The following is a 14,257-nucleotide window of genomic DNA, read 5'->3' on the forward strand; positions in this document are numbered from 1 at the left end:
ATTCCCCCAACCATCTCGAATCTTCACGTCGCCTTGCACCGTAACCAGAGTAAGGTCGGCCCCGCCTTGGCAGCGGTCCCAGTCGCCAGCTGCACGGCAATCCGCAAGGGGGGAGGGTCAATGGCGCCGGAAGAACCCGACAGCGTCGCCGCGCGCCGCAACGGCCCCGTCGACCCCTCGCGTCGCCGCCTGCTGGCGGGCCTGCTCACCGCGTACACCGCCTCGCTGATTCCCTGGGCGCTGGCGCAGCCCGCGCCGCGCGCCGACCTCGGCGCGTTCACCGCGCTCTCCGCGATCCTGGTCGGCCGGCAGGCGCTGGATGCCGCGCAGGCCACCCGCCTCTACGACGCCCTCGCCGCCGCGCACCCGAACTTTCCGGCCGACGTGCAGGCGCTCCTGGCCCTGCTCAACGAACGCCACATCGATCCGCAACAGCTGCAAGGCATGCTGGATGGCGAGCATTCGCCGCTGGCGCCGTTGCCGCGGCAGATCCTCGGCGCCTGGGCGCTCGGCGTGGTGGGCAGCGGCGAAGGCGCGCGCTGCGTCGCCTACGAGACCGCGCTCAACGCGGTGATCGTGGCCGACGTGCTGAAGCCGCCCACCTTCGCGTACGGCGCGTACGGCAGCTGGTCCGTCAAGCCCAACACCTGAGGAGTGCAATCCGATGTCCGGACAGCTGTCGGCTGACATCGTGGTGATCGGCTCGGGCATCATCGGCTCGCTGGCGGCGCGCCGGCTGGCGCAGCAAGGCGCCTCGGTGCTGATCCTGGAGGCGGGGCCGCGGCTGGAGCGCGCCCGCGTGGTCGCCGCGTTCCGCAACTCGCCGATCAAGGGCAACTGGATGGCGCCGTACCCGCCCTCGCCGTGGGCGCCGCATCCGATCTACGTGCCCGAGGACAACGGCTACCTGAAGCAGGCCGGGCCGTATCCCTACCCGGCCGAGTACATTCGCGCGGTGGGCGGCACCACCTGGCACTGGGCCGCGCAGGCATGGCGGCTGGTGCCGAACGACGTGCGCATCAAGAGCCTCTACGGCGTCGGCGTGGACTGGCCGCTCACCTACGAGGAACTCGATCCGTGGTACCAGGAGGCGGAGGAGATCCTCGGCGTGGCCGGCGCCGACAACACCGGCTCGCCGCGCCAGCATCCGTTCCCGATGGAACCGGTGGCCGAGCCGTGGTCGATGCGCCGCTTCCGCGAACGCCTGGCCCCGGTCTACCCGGTGGTCGCCAACACCGTGGCGCGCAACAGCCGCGGCTACGACGGCCGCCCCGCCTGCGTGGGCAACAACAGCTGCCAGCCGATCTGCCCGGTCAACGCGCAATACCTCGGCATCAACGCGGTGGAGGCGGCCGAGGCCGCCGGCGCCAAGGTCGTGCCCAATGCGGTGGTCTACCGCATCGAGCACGACGCCAAGGGGCGCATCGCGGCGGTGCACTACTACGCGCCGGACAAGAGCGAACACCGCGTCACCGGCGCCACCTTCATCCTCGCCGCGAACGGCATCGAGAGCCCGAAGCTGCTGCTGCTGTCGGCCAGCGACAAGTACCCGAACGGGCTGGCCAACAGCTCCGGCATGGTCGGCCGCCACCTGATGGACCACCCCAGCACCTCGCTCACCTTCTACGCCGACGAGGAACTGTGGCTGGGCCGCGGCCCGCAGAGCCCCAGCTCGATCAACACCCTGCGCGACGGCGCGTTCCGCTCGCAGCACGCGCCGTACCGGCTGGACTTCACCAACATCTCGCAGGTGCTCGCCGTCACCAATGACCTGATCAAGGAGGGCGTGTACGGCGCGGAATTCGCCAAGCAGCTGCGCTGGCGCGCCGCGCGCCAGGTCAACGTGAAGAACGTGCTGGAGGTGCTGCCCAACCCCGACAACCGCATCACGCTCAGCGCGGAAAAGGACGCCATGGGCATCCCGAAACCGGAGGCGCACTACGCGATCGACGACTACACTCGCCGCGCCGCGGAAGTATCCAAGGCCGACTTCGCCCGCATCGCCGAACTGATGGGCGGCACCGGCCTGCGCTACAGCGCCGAGGGCAACTTCGCCAACAACCAGCACATCACCGGCACGATGAGCATGGGCAACGACCCGTCGAGCTCGGTGGTCGATGCGTTCGGCCGCACGCACGACCACGAGAACCTGTTCATCTGCAGCACCGGCGTGATGCCCACTGCGGCGACGATGAACTCCACGCTCACCGGCGTGGCACTGGCGCTGCGCACCGCCGAACACATTCTGCCGGCGAAGGCATCGCGCACCACCACGGCGGACAGCGGGCGCGAGGCGGGCCTCGCATGAACGTTTCGACCTGCGGCCGGCTGCTGCTCGCCCTGCTCGTCACTGCGTCGGCCCATGCCGCCGACACGACGGACGCCACCCTGCTGCAACGCGGCCAGTACCTGGCCACCGCCGGCGACTGCGTGGCCTGCCATACCGCACCCGGCGGCAAGCCGTATGCGGGCGGGCTGACGGTGCCCACGCCGGTCGGCAACATCATCAGCACCAACATCACGCCGTCGACCACCGCCGGCATCGGCCGCTACACCGAGCCGCAGTTCCGCGACGCCCTGCGCAAGGGTATTCGCGCCGACGGCGCCCACCTGTATCCGGCGATGCCGTACACGTCGTATGCGCAGGTCACCGACGACGACGTGCGTGCGCTGTACGCGTACTTCATGCACGGCGTGGCGCCGGTGGACAACAGGCCGGCACTGACCCGGCTGCCGTTCCCGTTCAACCTCCGCCTGTCGATGGCAGGGTGGAACCTGCTGTTCCTCGACCGCAAGCCGTTCACGCCCGATCCGGCCAAAGACGCCAAATGGAACCGCGGCGCCTACCTGGTGCGCGGGCTGGCCCACTGCAGCACCTGCCACACGCCGCGCAACCTGCTGATGGCCGAGCGGTCGTCGCGCGAGCTGGCCGGCGGCATGGTCGGCAGCTGGTTGGCGCCGAACATCACCGCGGACGCGAACAGCGGCATCGGCGGCTGGAGCGAACAGGACCTGGTCGACTACCTGCAGCTCGGCCACGCCCGCGGCAAGGCGCAGGCCGCCGGACCGATGGCCGAGGCGGTCGAGCACAGCCTGCAACACTTCGAACCCGCCGACCTGCAGGCGATCGCCAGCTACCTGAAGACGGTACCCGCACGCCACGACCCGGCCGACACCCGCGCCGTCGGCGGCTGGGGCGCCGCGTTCGACGGGATGGCCGACCAGCGCGGCATCGCCCCGCCCGCCGACGCGGAGCAGTGGAGCGGCGAGCAGTTGTACGACGCCCACTGCGCCAGCTGCCACCAGGCCGGCGGCGAGGGCAGCTTCGACGGCGGCCTGCCGCCGCTGTTCCACAACACCGCCACCGGCCGCATCGCCAGCGGCAACTTGGTGCTGGTGATCCTCGAAGGCATCCGCTGGCAGACCGGCGACTCCGGCGTGCACATGCCGGGCTTCGCGGGCGATCTGAGCGACCAGCAGATCGCCACCCTGGGCAATTACCTGACGCTGCGCTACGGCAACCCCGCCGCACGGATCACGGCGACGCGGGTCGCCAACCTGCGCGCCGGCGGCGCGCCATCGCACCTGGCCGCGCTGGTCCTGCTGGCGATGGTCGTGGTGGTGGTGCTGATCCTCGCCATCATTGTTCTGTGGCGCCGGCGCAAGCGGCGCCGGACTTCCTCCGGCCCGGCCTGACCCTCATGCGCCATCCACCCTGCACGATCCCCGGCCTGGCGCTCGGCAGCACGTTGTGGCTGTGCACGTTGCCGGCCCTGGCACAGCAGGCCGGCGGCTGGCTTGGGCAACCCACGCTGACCGGCGACTGGGGCGGCACGCGCACGCAGCTGCAGGGCGACGGCACCACCCTGCGCGCGCACTGGACCACCGAGAGCGCGGGCAACCTCTCCGGCGGCCATCGCCAGACCGCGCGCTACACCCAGCAGCTCGACCTCGGCGCGGACTTCGACCTCGACAAGCTGTGGGGCGTGCCCGACGCGAAGATCCAGTTCACCGTCACCGAGCGCGACGGCCGCAGCCTGTCGGCCGACGCGATTGGCAACCAGTTCTCGGTGCAGGAGCTCTACGGCGCGGGACAGAACTTCCGCCTGGCCGCATTGAACTGGCAACAGGATTTCCTCGACCACCGGGTCTTCATGGAGTTGGGCTGGTCGCCGGCGGGCGACGACTTCGCGCGACTGCCTGCGTTCTGCAATTTCCAGAACGGCATCATCTGCGGCCACGCCAACGCGATGACCACCAACAGCGGCGCGCACAACTACCCCACCGCGCAATGGGGCGGCCACGTGAAGTGGCATGCCACGCCGGACTTCTACGCCACCGTCGGCGCCTATCTCAACAATCCCAACGCCGGCAACAAGGACCAGGGCTGGAACCTCAGCCTCAAGCATCACGGCGTGTTCCTGCCGGTCGAGGTGGGCTGGTCCAACGGCTACGGCAGCGGGCAGCTGCCCGCCGATCTCAAGCTCGGCGCGTACTACAACACCGTCGGCACGCCGGACGTCTACACCGACGTCAATGGCCAGTCGGCCGGCCTCACCGGCGCCGGCTTCATGCAGCACAATGGCCGCTCGGGCGGCTACTTCATCGTCGACAAGATGGTCTACCGTGAAGGGCCCGACACGAAACGCGGGCTCACCTTGGGCGCGATGGGCGGCGTGGGCGATGCGTCGACCGCGAAGTACCGCTACTTCTGGATCGTCGGTGGCCACTACCAGGGCACCTTCCCCGGCCGCGACGACGACGTGGTCTCGCTCATGGTCGCCAGCGGCCGCACCAACCCGCGGCTGACCCGCTACCAGCGCGACCGCGATCTGGTGGCGCCCGGCAGCATCGGCATCCAGCGCTACGAAAGCGTCGCCGAGATCGACTACGGCGCCAAGCTCACTCCCTGGCTCATCCTGCGCCCCAATCTGCAGTACGTGATGCACCCCGGCGGCACCGGCGGCATCCCCGATGCTTTCGTCATCGGCCTGTACACGCAGGTGACGTTCTGAATTGCACGCCGGGGCTCGGCATCACCCCCGCCTTCGCGGAGAAGGAGCACCGGAGCGCACCGCCGATCGACCACCGCACGTGGCCGGCGCCCAAGTGCCGGGCCGTGAACGCGCCCCAACCATCCCTGCCCATCTTGACTTCTCGGCCGCTCGCTTGTGGTACCTTTTTTCTTGATCAGTCAGACATTTCCGCGGCTCACGCGGCCACCGACTCTTCAGCCACTACCTTTGATCCGTATCAGTTGGATGGCGCCGTTACCCAGCCATTCCCGACAAGCAAAAGTCTGGCGAACATCGCAACGCCGATTCCCGGGGCAGATGAAGGCCAAAGCCATGTTCAACGAAAAGAAAGTTTCCCAGATGGCCGCGTTCTTCCTCGAGAAGGGCCACGGCAGCATGCCGGTACTGAAGCTCATGAAGCTTCTGTACCTAGCTGACCGCGAATCCATGGATCGCTACGACGAGCCGATTTCCGGCGACCGCATGGTTTCGATGCCGCACGGCCCAGTGTTGTCGCGGACGTTGGAGCTCATCAACGGCGAATGCTCGGATACCAACGATTGGTCTCATTGGGTCACCGGCAGGGCCGGTTACGAGGTCGGCTCGGCCAAACACGGGCCGCTGAATCGTGACTCATTGGGTGCACTCAGCGATGCCGACATCGAGGTTTTGACCGACACCTGGGATCGTTTCGGCCAGCTTGGCAAGTACGAGATTCGCGATCTCACCCACACGATGTGTGGAGAATGGACCGACCCCAAGGGTTCCATGAACCCAATCCCGCCGCGCGATGTCTTTCTCGCGTTGGGCCGGAACATGCAGCAGGCGAATGAAGCCCAGGAGCGTCTGGCCGAGGCGGCGATCGTGGATCGTCTGTTCGCCACGATCTGATGTTTTTCGCGACCAAGCGCGCGACGGTGCTTATACCGTCCGGGTCGATTGATCGACCCGATCTGCGTCATTTGTTCGTGCTGCTTTGAGACCTCTTTGGCGAGCCACTCAAGTGTTTGCTCGTCAGCCTCAGCACGGTTCGTCAGAACGCCTATTACGACCCCGCCTGTCTGCTGTACGCAGGCGACCATCCGTTCGTGAAACAGACCAACTACGTCAAGTACAGCACCTGCCGGCTGGAAGAAGCCGCCAAGCTGGTGAGAGCCGTGGAGTCCGGTGTTTTCAGACAGCACGACATGATGGACGGCGCCATCGTGGCTCGGATCATTCGTGCATGCCTGTCTTCCAGGCACACACCGAAAGAAATCAAGGATCTGATCGTCGCCCACGGCTGGGTCGATGCCGTCGATGAATGATCTTCACCGCAGCGACCGCTGACCGCGGGTCCCACACGCAGCCACAACCGAACGATCGCAAATTCGGTTGGTAGATGGATTCGAGGCGGTGGGTTTCAATAGCAAGCGCATCGAGCTTGGCGGCACCGCCGAAACGACAACGGGCGCCAAAGCGCCCGTTGTCCGCATCACATGATGGGCCGGCTCAGAGCGAGTAGTACATCTGGAACTCCAGCGGGTGCGTGCTGGCGCGGTACTTGGTCACTTCCTTCATCTTCACCTCGATGTAGGCATCGATGAAGTCGTCGGTGAACACGCCGCCGGCTTTCAGGAAGTCGCGGTCCTTGTCCAGCGCTTCCAGCGCGGCGTCGAGGCTGGAGCAGACCTGCGGGATGTTCTTCTCCTCTTCCGGCGGCAGGTCGTACAGGTCCTTGTCGGCCGGCGCGCCCGGGTCGATCTTGTTGATGATGCCGTCGAGGCCGGCCATCATCAGCGCGGTGAACACCAGGTAGCCGGAGTTCATCGGGTCGGGGAAGCGCACCTCGATGCGCCGGCCCTTCGGGCTGGCCACGTACGGGATGCGGCAGCTCGCGGAACGATTCCGCGCCGAGTAGGCCAGCATCACCGGCGCCTCGAAGCCCGGCACCAGGCGCTTGTAGCTGTTGGTGGTGGAGTTGGCGAACGCGTTGATCGCGCGGGCGTGCTTGAAGATGCCGCCGATGTACCACAGCGCGGTCTGGCTGAGGCCGCCGTAGAGGTCGCCGGCGAACAGGTTCTCGCCGTTCTTGGCCAGCGACTGGTGCACGTGCATGCCCGAGCCGTTGTCGCCGACCAGCGGCTTCGGCATGAAGGTGACGGTCTTGCCGTTCTGGTGCGCCACGTTCTTGATGACGTACTTCATCGTCAGCAGCTCGTCGGCCTTCTTCACCAGCGTGTTGAACTTCACGCCGATCTCGCACTGGCCGGCGTTCGCCACTTCATGGTGGTGCACCTCGACCTTCTGGCCCAGCGACTCCAGCACCTTGCACATGTCGGCGCGCAGGTCGCCCAGCGAGTCGACCGGGCTGACCGGGAAGTAGCCGCCCTTCACGCCCGGGCGATGGCCGCTGTTGTTGCCGTCGTACTTGTAGCGCGACGACCACGCCGCTTCCTCGGAACCGATCTCGTAGAACACCCGGCCCGGGTCGTTCTGCCAGCGCACCGAGTCGAAGATGAAGAACTCCGGCTCCGGACCGAAGAACGCGGTGTCGGCGATGCCGGTGGATTTCAGGTACGCCTCGCCGCGCTTGGCGATCGAGCGCGGGTCGCGGCCATAGGCCTGCATGGTGCTCGGCTCCAGCACGTCGCAATGCAGGATCAGCTGGGTGTGCGAGCTGAACGGATCGAGGTGGGCGGTGTCCGGGTCGGGCAGCAGGATCATGTCCGACTCGTTGATGCCCTTCCAGCCGGTGATCGAGGAGCCGTCGAACATCTTGCCGTCCTCGAACGTCGACTCGTCGATCGCGTGGGCCGGGAAGGTGACGTGGTGGTGCACGCCGAGCATGTCGGCAAAACGGAAGTCGACGAATTCGACCTCGTGTTCCTGGATCAGGTCGAGCACGTGGTGGGCGGTGGACATGGAACAACCTCGACGTGGATGGATGAGCGGGATGAGGCGGATGGAGCAAGGCGCGTGCCAGCGAGCGAACCCGTTGCGCCGCAAGGGGTGGCGGGCTTCCGGGGTGCTTCGGGGCAGTCGGAAGGTTTCATGCTGGTGCAGTCGATAAAACGCATTGCACCATCATGGAACATCCGGCCGTGGCCCGGCCACCCGGCTCAGCCATCGTAGGCGCTTTCGCCGTGCGAGGTAATGTCCAGCCCCTCCCGCTCGGCGTCATACGGCACGCGCAGGCCAAACACCACCTTCACCACCAGATAGCCCAGCACCGACACCGCCCCGCTCCACAGCACGGTGATGGCCACGCCCAGCGCCTGCACGCCGAGCTGGTGGATGACCGAATAGTCCGCCGCGCCGGTGCCGCCCAGCGCCGGCGCGGTGAACACGCCGGTCAGCAGCGCGCCGACGATGCCGCCGACGCCGTGCACGCCGAACACGTCCAGCGCGTCGTCGGCGTGCAGCAGCTTCTTCAGCCCGGTCACGCCCCACACGCAGCACACGCTGGCCAGCGCACCGATCACGATCGCGCCCAGCGGCCCCACCGTGCCGCAGGCCGGGGTGATGCCGACCAGGCCGGCCACCGCGCCGGAAGCACCGCCCACCATCGAGGCGTGGCCGCGCCGCACCGCCTCGATCGCCAGCCACGCCAGCACCGCCGCCGCGGTGGCCAGCAAGGTGTTGAGGAAGGCCAGCGCCGCGCCGGCGTTCGCCTCCAGGTTGGAGCCGGCGTTGAAGCCGAACCAGCCCACCCACAACAGCGCCGCGCCGATCATGGTGAAGGTCACGTTGTGCGGCTTCATCGGTTCGCGGCCGAAGCCCAGCCGCGGCCCGACCAACCAGGCGCCGACCAGGCCGGCCACGCCGGCGTTGATGTGCACCACGGTGCCGCCGGCGAAATCCAGCGCGCCCTTCGCGTACAGGAAACCGTCCGGCCCGGCCCACACCATGTGCGCGATCGGCAGGTAGGCGAAGGTGAACCAGATCGCGGCGAACAGCAGCACCGCGCGGAAGCGCATGCGCTCGGCCAGCGCGCCCACGATCAGCGCGCCGGTGATGCCGGCGAAGGTGGCCTGGAACGCCACGAACACGTACTCGGGCAACGACACGCCCGGGGTGAACGTGGCCGCCAGCGTGTCTTTCGTCACCCCATGCAGGAACAGCTTGGCGAAGTTGCCGATCACCGCGCCGCTGCCGCTGAAGGCGAGGCTGTAGCCATACGCCACCCACAGCAGCAGCAGCAGCGAGAACACCGTCAGCACCTGCATCAGCACCGACAGCACGTTCTTCGCGCGCACCAGGCCACCGTAGAACAGCGCCAGCCCCGGCACCGTCATCAGCAGCACCAGCAAGGTGGAAGTGAGCATCCACGCCACGTCGCCCTTGTCGACCATCGGCGCGGGCGCGGTGGCGTGCAGCAGCGGCGCGGCCAGGAGCAGCAGCAGGCCCGCGCCGATGCCGCGACGGAACTTGAACGCTTTCATGGGAAACCTCACGGGGTGCGGGTCAGAGCGCATCGGCGTCGAGCTCGCCGGTGCGGATGCGGATCACCTGCTCCACGCCGGTGACGAAGAGCTTGCCGTCGCCGACGTTGCCGGTGCGCGCGGCGCGCTGGATCTCCTCCAGCACTGCGTCGAGCAGTTCGTCGGGCACCACCACCTCGACCTTGAGCTTGGGCAGGAAATCGACCACGTACTCGGCGCCGCGGTACAGCTCGGTGTGGCCCTTCTGGCGGCCGAAGCCGCGCACTTCCGTCACCGTGATGCCCGACACGCCGGCATGCGCGAGCGCGTCGCGGACCTCGTCGAGCTTGTACGGGCGGATCACGCTGGTGATCATTTTCATGGATGGCTCCGGATGGAATGTCTTTCAGAACGACCTGGCCACGCTCAGCACCGCCGTGGCGCCACCCAGGTAGTGGCCGCGCGCGTTGGTGTACGCAGCCCGGCGCGCGTCGGTGTCGCAGTAGCCCAACGCCAGCGACCAGCCGCTGCCGAAGTTGCGCGTCACGCCCAGCTTCCAGTCGCTGTACGAGGTGCCCGGCACGTTCGCCACGTGCTGGTGCCCCACGTGCGCGTTGAGCAGCCAGCCCGGCGCGAACTCCCGGCTCCACGACAGGTCCAGGTAGCCGCTGTGCCTGCTGCCGGCATAGCCGAACAGGTCGGTGAACGCGTACGAGTACTTCAGCGACACGCTTTTCCAGGCCAGCGCGGCATAGCCCTCGGTGGTGTGCGGCCGGGTGAACCCCCGTGGATAGCTGCCCGGGTACTGGTAGCGATACAGGCCCGCATCCCAGCTCCAGCCGCCGCCGGCATCGCCGCGCCAGCCGGCGTAGAGATCCAGCTCCACGCTGCTGGAAATCGGCGCGGTGGAGGTCGAGGCATCGGCCAGCCAGCTCACGTTGCTGCCCCAGCCGCCGACGTACCCGCCGCCGGCATGGTCGAATTCCACGCCGGCCTGCACGGCAGGCCGGCGATCGGTCTGCGACAGGCCGCGGAACAGGTAGTCGCTGACCACGCCGGCGCTGCCGAGCCACCGGCTGGCCGGGGTGTCGCCGGCCCGCGCCGGCATCGGCGCGATGGCGGCCCATCCCGACGCAACCACCGCCGCGGACATCCAGCTTCGTCTCATGGGCCGCACTCCCTCCGCTGATGGTGCCTGGGTGATGGCCGTCCGGACGTCCAGACGTCCATGCGCCGTTTCGTCGCGGCCATGCACCTGGATGGCTCCCCCTGTCCCTCAGCAAGCCACGTGCCACGCGCGGAAACCGTGGTCGAGACGGCATCGGCGGCATCGCAACGAAGCGGCCGCGCCCGAGTTCGCACCATCCGCACCCGTCGAGGCGGCCGCTTTGCACTGTTGCAGTGCGCATCCGGCCCGGCCGCCTGCTCGGCTGCCGGCCATCCGGCATCAAGGCAAAACCCGTAAGCTATGCCGCTTCATGCCGGCGATCCGTTCGACGGCACACCTCCACCCTGCCAACGGACCCGCCCGTGACCGACCTGCTCCATGTCATCCTGCTCGGCATCATCGAGGGCATCACCGAATTCCTGCCGATCTCCTCGACCGGGCACCTGCTGATCGCGGAGAAGTTCGGGCTGGGTGCGCGCTCGGACCTGTTCAACATCGGCATCCAGGCCGGCGCGATCCTGGCGGTGACGCTGATCTACCGCAGGCGGATCTGGCTGCTGCTGACGCAGTGGCGCGAGCCGGGCAACCGCGATTACCTGTTGAAGCTGACCGTGGCCTTCCTGATCACCGCCGTGCTCGGCCTGGTCGCGGTGAAGCTCGGCTTCAAGCTGCCGGAGACGGTGACGCCGGTGGCGTGGGCGCTGGTGATCGGCGGCCTGTGGATGATCGCCGCCGAACGGCTGGCCGCGCGGCAGCCGGATCGCCGTGAAGTGACCTGGAAAGTGGCGATCCTGGTCGGCATCGCGCAGATGATCGCCGGCATCTTTCCCGGCACTTCGCGCTCGGCCGCGACGATCTTCGCGGCGATGCTGTTCGGCACCAGCAACCGCGCGGCGGCGACCGAGTTCGCCTTCCTGGTCGGCATTCCCACCATGTACGCGGCCACCGGCTACGAGCTGCTGAAGGTGATGAAGGACGGCGGCGCGGCGCACGAGGACTGGACCGCGCTGATCGTCGGCTTCGTGGTCTCGGCGATCATGGCGTTCGTGGCGGTGAAGTGGCTGCTCGGCTACATCCGCGCGCACGCGTTCACGCCGTTCGCGCTCTACCGCATCGCGTTCGGCGTGGCGCTGCTGTTGCTGGTGCCGGCCGGCGGCTGAGCCGCGGCGGCCGGACCCTGCGAACCAGCGCCGGCGGTGGCGCCTACGCGGCTTCGACCAGCGCCTTCCGCGGCGCCGGTTTCGGCGGGGTCTTCGGTGCGTCGACCGCACACTGGCCCGGCTGGTTGGTGCGGTCGAACAGTTCGCGCACCCATTCGATGAAGGCCTGCACGCGCGCCGACAGGTGCTTCTTCTGCGGGTAGACGATCCACACCGGCTTGCCGGTGGAGTGGGTGTCGGTCATCACCCGTTCCAGCATGCCCTTCTCCAGCAGGCACGCGGCCAGCATGCGCGGCACCTGGGTGATGCCCAGCCCGGCCGCCACCGCCTGCAGCACCGATTCGCCGTCGTTGATCAGCATGTGCGCGTCGATGTCCACGCTCATCTGCCCGCCCGGCGTGTCGAACTGCCACTGGCGCGGCCGGCCGTTCGGGTAGACGTAGTTGATGCAGCGGTGGCTCTTCAGATCCTCGATGCTGCGCGGCGCGCCGTACTTGCGCAGGTACTCGGGCGAGGCGCACACCACGTTGCTGAGGTAGCCGATCTTGCGCGCGATCAGGCTGGAATCCTCCAGCTCGCCGACGCGGATCGCGCAATCCAGGCCCTCGCCGTTGAGGTCCGCCGGCGAGTCGCTCATCGACAGCTCCAGCCGGATGTCCGGGTAGCGCTGCTCGAACTCGGTCAGCCGCGGGATCACCGCGGCGCGGCCCACCGACAGCGAGATGCCCACGCGCAGCTTGCCGGTCGGCTTGCTGTTGGCGAAGTTCAGCGCCTCGGTCGCCTCGGCCAGGTCGGCAAGGATTTCCTTGCAACGTGCATGGAACGAGGCCCCATCGTCGGTCAGCCGCAGGGAGCGGGTGGAGCGGAACAGCAGCCTGGCGCCGAGCTGGGCTTCCAGCCGGGAAACGGCCCGGCTGACCCCGGACGGGGTCATGCCGAGCTGGCTGGCGGCGGCGGCGAAACTCTTGGCCTCGACCACGCGGACGAAGGTCGAAATGGCGGAAAAGTCTTCCATTGTTTCAATTCCTCGTCGATTCGTGACTGCGGCGCACGAGTGTAGTGCGCAAGGAACGGATTTTCTATACCGGAAAGTACACCTATTCTCTCGACCCTTCGCCGGGTTCCCCCTCCCCGGCCAACAAGGTGTTGGGAGTGCAAGATGAAAAAACAATGGATGCTGGTTCTCCTGGTTGCAGCCGGAGCCTTCGGCAGCTGGCTGCTGCTGCACGGCAACGACAGCCGCGCGCAAAGCCCCGCCGGCGGGCCGCCGCCGGAAGTGACGGTGGCGCAGGCGTTGACCCGCCAGGTCAGCGACAGCGCCGAGTTCACCGGCCGGCTGGAAGCGGTGAACACGGTGCAGGTGCAGCCGCGGGTCGGCGGCTTCGTGGAGTCGGTGCATTTCCAGGAAGGCGCGCTGGTGCACAAGGGCGACGTGCTGTTCCAGCTCGACGCCCGCCCGTACCAGGCCGAGGTCGACCGGCTGGTCGCCAACCAGGCACAGGCCAAGGCCGAGTTGAGCCTGGCCGAAACCAACCAGCGCCGCGCCGAGATGCTGCTGGCCCAGCACGCGATCGCGCAGCAGGAAGCCGACCGCCAGGCCACCACCGCGCAAAGTGCGCGGGCCCAGCTGGGCGCCGCCGCCGCCGCGCTGGCCGCCGCGCGGCTGAACCTCGATTTCACCCGGGTGCGTTCGCCGATCGATGGCCGCGTCAGCAATGCCCGCGTGACCCCCGGCAACCTGGTCACCAGCAACGACGTGCTGACCAGCGTGGTCTCGGTCAACCCGGTCTACGTCTACTTCGACGTGGACGAGCAGAGCTGGCTCAAGCTCGACCACCTGCGCGCCAGCGCGAAGCAGGCCGGCCGCAACGCGCGGATCGAGGCCGCGATGGGCTTGGCCGACGAGACCGGCTACCCGCATGACGGCCGCCTCGACTTCGTCGACAACCAGTTGCACAGCGGCTCCGGCACGATGCGCCTGCGCGCGGTGTTCGACAACGCCGACGGGCTGTACACGCCCGGCCTGTACGCCCGCGTGCAGCTGCAGAGCGGCCAGGCGCGCCCGCGCGTGCTGGTCGACGACCGCGCGATCGGCACCGACCTCGGCAACCAGTTCGTCTACGTGGTCGACAAGGAGCACAAGGTGCAGTACCGCAAGGTCGACACCGGCGCGCTGTTCCACGGCCTGCGCGTGATCGACAGCGGCTTGGGCGCCAACGACGTGGTGGTGGTGAACGGCCTGCAGCGCGTGCGCCCCGGCGTGGAGGTGAATCCGCAGAAGGTGGCGATGAGTTATCGGCTGGAGGCGGCCGACAAGGCGCTGGTCGAGAGCGGCGATGCGCCGGATGTCGATGCGCGCACGGCGCAAGCCGGCACGACAGCTCCGCAGAGTCGCCCGCAAGGCTGAACACCGCTCCCTCCCCTGCGGCCGAAGAAAGTCCCCTTGCGGGACGTGCAGCAGGGGAGGGCTGGGGAGGGGTGAAGCCCTCCGGCGAAGCCAAGAGCAAGAGC

At 68.0% G+C, this 14,257-nt stretch carries 13 protein-coding genes; 8 read left to right on the top strand and 5 right to left on the bottom strand.

Annotated features, from left to right (window positions below; translation table 11 throughout):
- The first annotated feature begins 120 nt into the window (after positions 1-120).
- From RHOOR92_RS0104555 to RHOOR92_RS0104580, 6 genes are all read left to right on the top strand, one after another.
- On the top strand, positions 121-651 hold the full coding sequence (locus RHOOR92_RS0104555) for a sugar dehydrogenase complex small subunit (RefSeq protein WP_027489724.1): 531 nt from the start codon (positions 121-123) through the stop codon (positions 649-651).
- A gap of 13 nt (positions 652-664) precedes the next feature.
- A complete protein-coding gene (locus RHOOR92_RS0104560; RefSeq protein ID WP_027489725.1) occupies positions 665-2,308 on the top strand; it encodes a GMC family oxidoreductase in 1,644 nt (547 codons plus the stop codon).
- Positions 2,305-3,696, top strand: coding sequence for a cytochrome c (locus RHOOR92_RS0104565; RefSeq protein WP_027489726.1), 1,392 nt, complete (start codon positions 2,305-2,307; stop codon positions 3,694-3,696). The genes RHOOR92_RS0104560 and RHOOR92_RS0104565 overlap by 4 nt, the downstream gene beginning before the upstream one ends.
- A 5-nt stretch (positions 3,697-3,701) precedes the next feature.
- A complete protein-coding gene (locus RHOOR92_RS0104570) occupies positions 3,702-5,015 on the top strand; it encodes a carbohydrate porin (RefSeq protein ID WP_051281152.1) in 1,314 nt (437 codons plus the stop codon).
- 333 nt (positions 5,016-5,348) lie between these two features.
- A complete protein-coding gene (locus RHOOR92_RS0104575; RefSeq protein WP_015446404.1) occupies positions 5,349-5,906 on the top strand; it encodes a Panacea domain-containing protein in 558 nt (185 codons plus the stop codon).
- Positions 5,907-6,022: 116 nt separating this feature from the next.
- Positions 6,023-6,322, top strand: coding sequence for a hypothetical protein (locus tag RHOOR92_RS0104580; RefSeq protein ID WP_007510190.1), 300 nt, complete (start codon positions 6,023-6,025; stop codon positions 6,320-6,322).
- A gap of 184 nt (positions 6,323-6,506) precedes the next feature.
- On the opposite strand, the gene glnA is transcribed toward RHOOR92_RS0104580, so the two are convergent.
- From glnA to RHOOR92_RS0104600, 4 genes are all read right to left on the bottom strand, one after another.
- The gene (gene glnA, locus RHOOR92_RS0104585) at positions 6,507-7,919 is read right to left on the bottom strand and encodes a type I glutamate--ammonia ligase (RefSeq protein WP_007510188.1); all 1,413 of its coding nucleotides are present in this window, start codon (positions 7,917-7,919) and stop codon (positions 6,507-6,509) included.
- 197 nt (positions 7,920-8,116) lie between these two features.
- On the bottom strand, positions 8,117-9,439 hold the full coding sequence (locus RHOOR92_RS0104590; protein WP_007510187.1) for an ammonium transporter: 1,323 nt from the start codon (positions 9,437-9,439) through the stop codon (positions 8,117-8,119).
- A gap of 22 nt (positions 9,440-9,461) precedes the next feature.
- Positions 9,462-9,800 (bottom strand): P-II family nitrogen regulator, encoded by a 339-nt coding sequence (locus RHOOR92_RS0104595; RefSeq protein WP_007510185.1) that lies wholly within the window; start codon positions 9,798-9,800, stop codon positions 9,462-9,464.
- 24 nt (positions 9,801-9,824) lie between these two features.
- Positions 9,825-10,586, bottom strand: a complete 762-nt coding sequence (locus tag RHOOR92_RS0104600) for a TorF family putative porin (RefSeq protein WP_027489727.1) — start codon at positions 10,584-10,586, stop codon at positions 9,825-9,827.
- A 362-nt stretch (positions 10,587-10,948) separates the two neighbouring features.
- On the opposite strand from RHOOR92_RS0104600, the gene RHOOR92_RS0104605 reads away from it, so the two are divergent.
- Positions 10,949-11,746, top strand: a complete 798-nt coding sequence (locus RHOOR92_RS0104605) for an undecaprenyl-diphosphate phosphatase (RefSeq protein ID WP_007510181.1) — start codon at positions 10,949-10,951, stop codon at positions 11,744-11,746.
- A 43-nt stretch (positions 11,747-11,789) separates the two neighbouring features.
- Here the strand turns inward: RHOOR92_RS0104605 and RHOOR92_RS0104610 are convergent, their stop codons facing one another.
- A complete protein-coding gene (locus RHOOR92_RS0104610; RefSeq protein WP_027485107.1) occupies positions 11,790-12,761 on the bottom strand; it encodes a LysR family transcriptional regulator in 972 nt (323 codons plus the stop codon).
- A 144-nt stretch (positions 12,762-12,905) separates the two neighbouring features.
- Between RHOOR92_RS0104610 and RHOOR92_RS0104615 the strand changes: the two genes are divergently transcribed.
- On the top strand, positions 12,906-14,153 hold the full coding sequence (locus tag RHOOR92_RS0104615) for an efflux RND transporter periplasmic adaptor subunit (protein ID WP_027489728.1): 1,248 nt from the start codon (positions 12,906-12,908) through the stop codon (positions 14,151-14,153).
- The last annotated feature ends 104 nt before the right edge of the window (positions 14,154-14,257 follow it).

The organism is Rhodanobacter sp. OR92 (assembly GCF_000427545.1).
Classification (GTDB): Bacteria; Pseudomonadota; Gammaproteobacteria; order Xanthomonadales; family Rhodanobacteraceae; genus Rhodanobacter; species Rhodanobacter denitrificans.

Excerpts from the sequence above, each read along its gene's own strand:
- RHOOR92_RS0104595 (WP_007510185.1), bottom strand. The coding sequence starts at position 9,800 with ATGAAAATGATCACCAGCGTGATCCGCCCGTACAAGCTCGACGAGGTC.
- RHOOR92_RS0104610 (WP_027485107.1), bottom strand. The coding sequence starts at position 12,761 with ATGGAAGACTTTTCCGCCATTTCGACCTTCGTCCGCGTGGTCGAGGCC.
- RHOOR92_RS0104560 (WP_027489725.1), top strand. The coding sequence starts at position 665 with ATGTCCGGACAGCTGTCGGCTGACATCGTGGTGATCGGCTCGGGCATC.
- RHOOR92_RS0104555 (WP_027489724.1), top strand. The coding sequence starts at position 121 with ATGGCGCCGGAAGAACCCGACAGCGTCGCCGCGCGCCGCAACGGCCCC.
- RHOOR92_RS0104600 (WP_027489727.1), bottom strand. The coding sequence starts at position 10,586 with ATGAGACGAAGCTGGATGTCCGCGGCGGTGGTTGCGTCGGGATGGGCC.
- glnA (WP_007510188.1), bottom strand. The coding sequence starts at position 7,919 with ATGTCCACCGCCCACCACGTGCTCGACCTGATCCAGGAACACGAGGTC.
- RHOOR92_RS0104575 (WP_015446404.1), top strand. The coding sequence starts at position 5,349 with ATGTTCAACGAAAAGAAAGTTTCCCAGATGGCCGCGTTCTTCCTCGAG.
- RHOOR92_RS0104565 (WP_027489726.1), top strand. The coding sequence starts at position 2,305 with ATGAACGTTTCGACCTGCGGCCGGCTGCTGCTCGCCCTGCTCGTCACT.
- RHOOR92_RS0104615 (WP_027489728.1), top strand. The coding sequence starts at position 12,906 with ATGAAAAAACAATGGATGCTGGTTCTCCTGGTTGCAGCCGGAGCCTTC.
- RHOOR92_RS0104590 (WP_007510187.1), bottom strand. The coding sequence starts at position 9,439 with ATGAAAGCGTTCAAGTTCCGTCGCGGCATCGGCGCGGGCCTGCTGCTG.
- RHOOR92_RS0104570 (WP_051281152.1), top strand. The coding sequence starts at position 3,702 with ATGCGCCATCCACCCTGCACGATCCCCGGCCTGGCGCTCGGCAGCACG.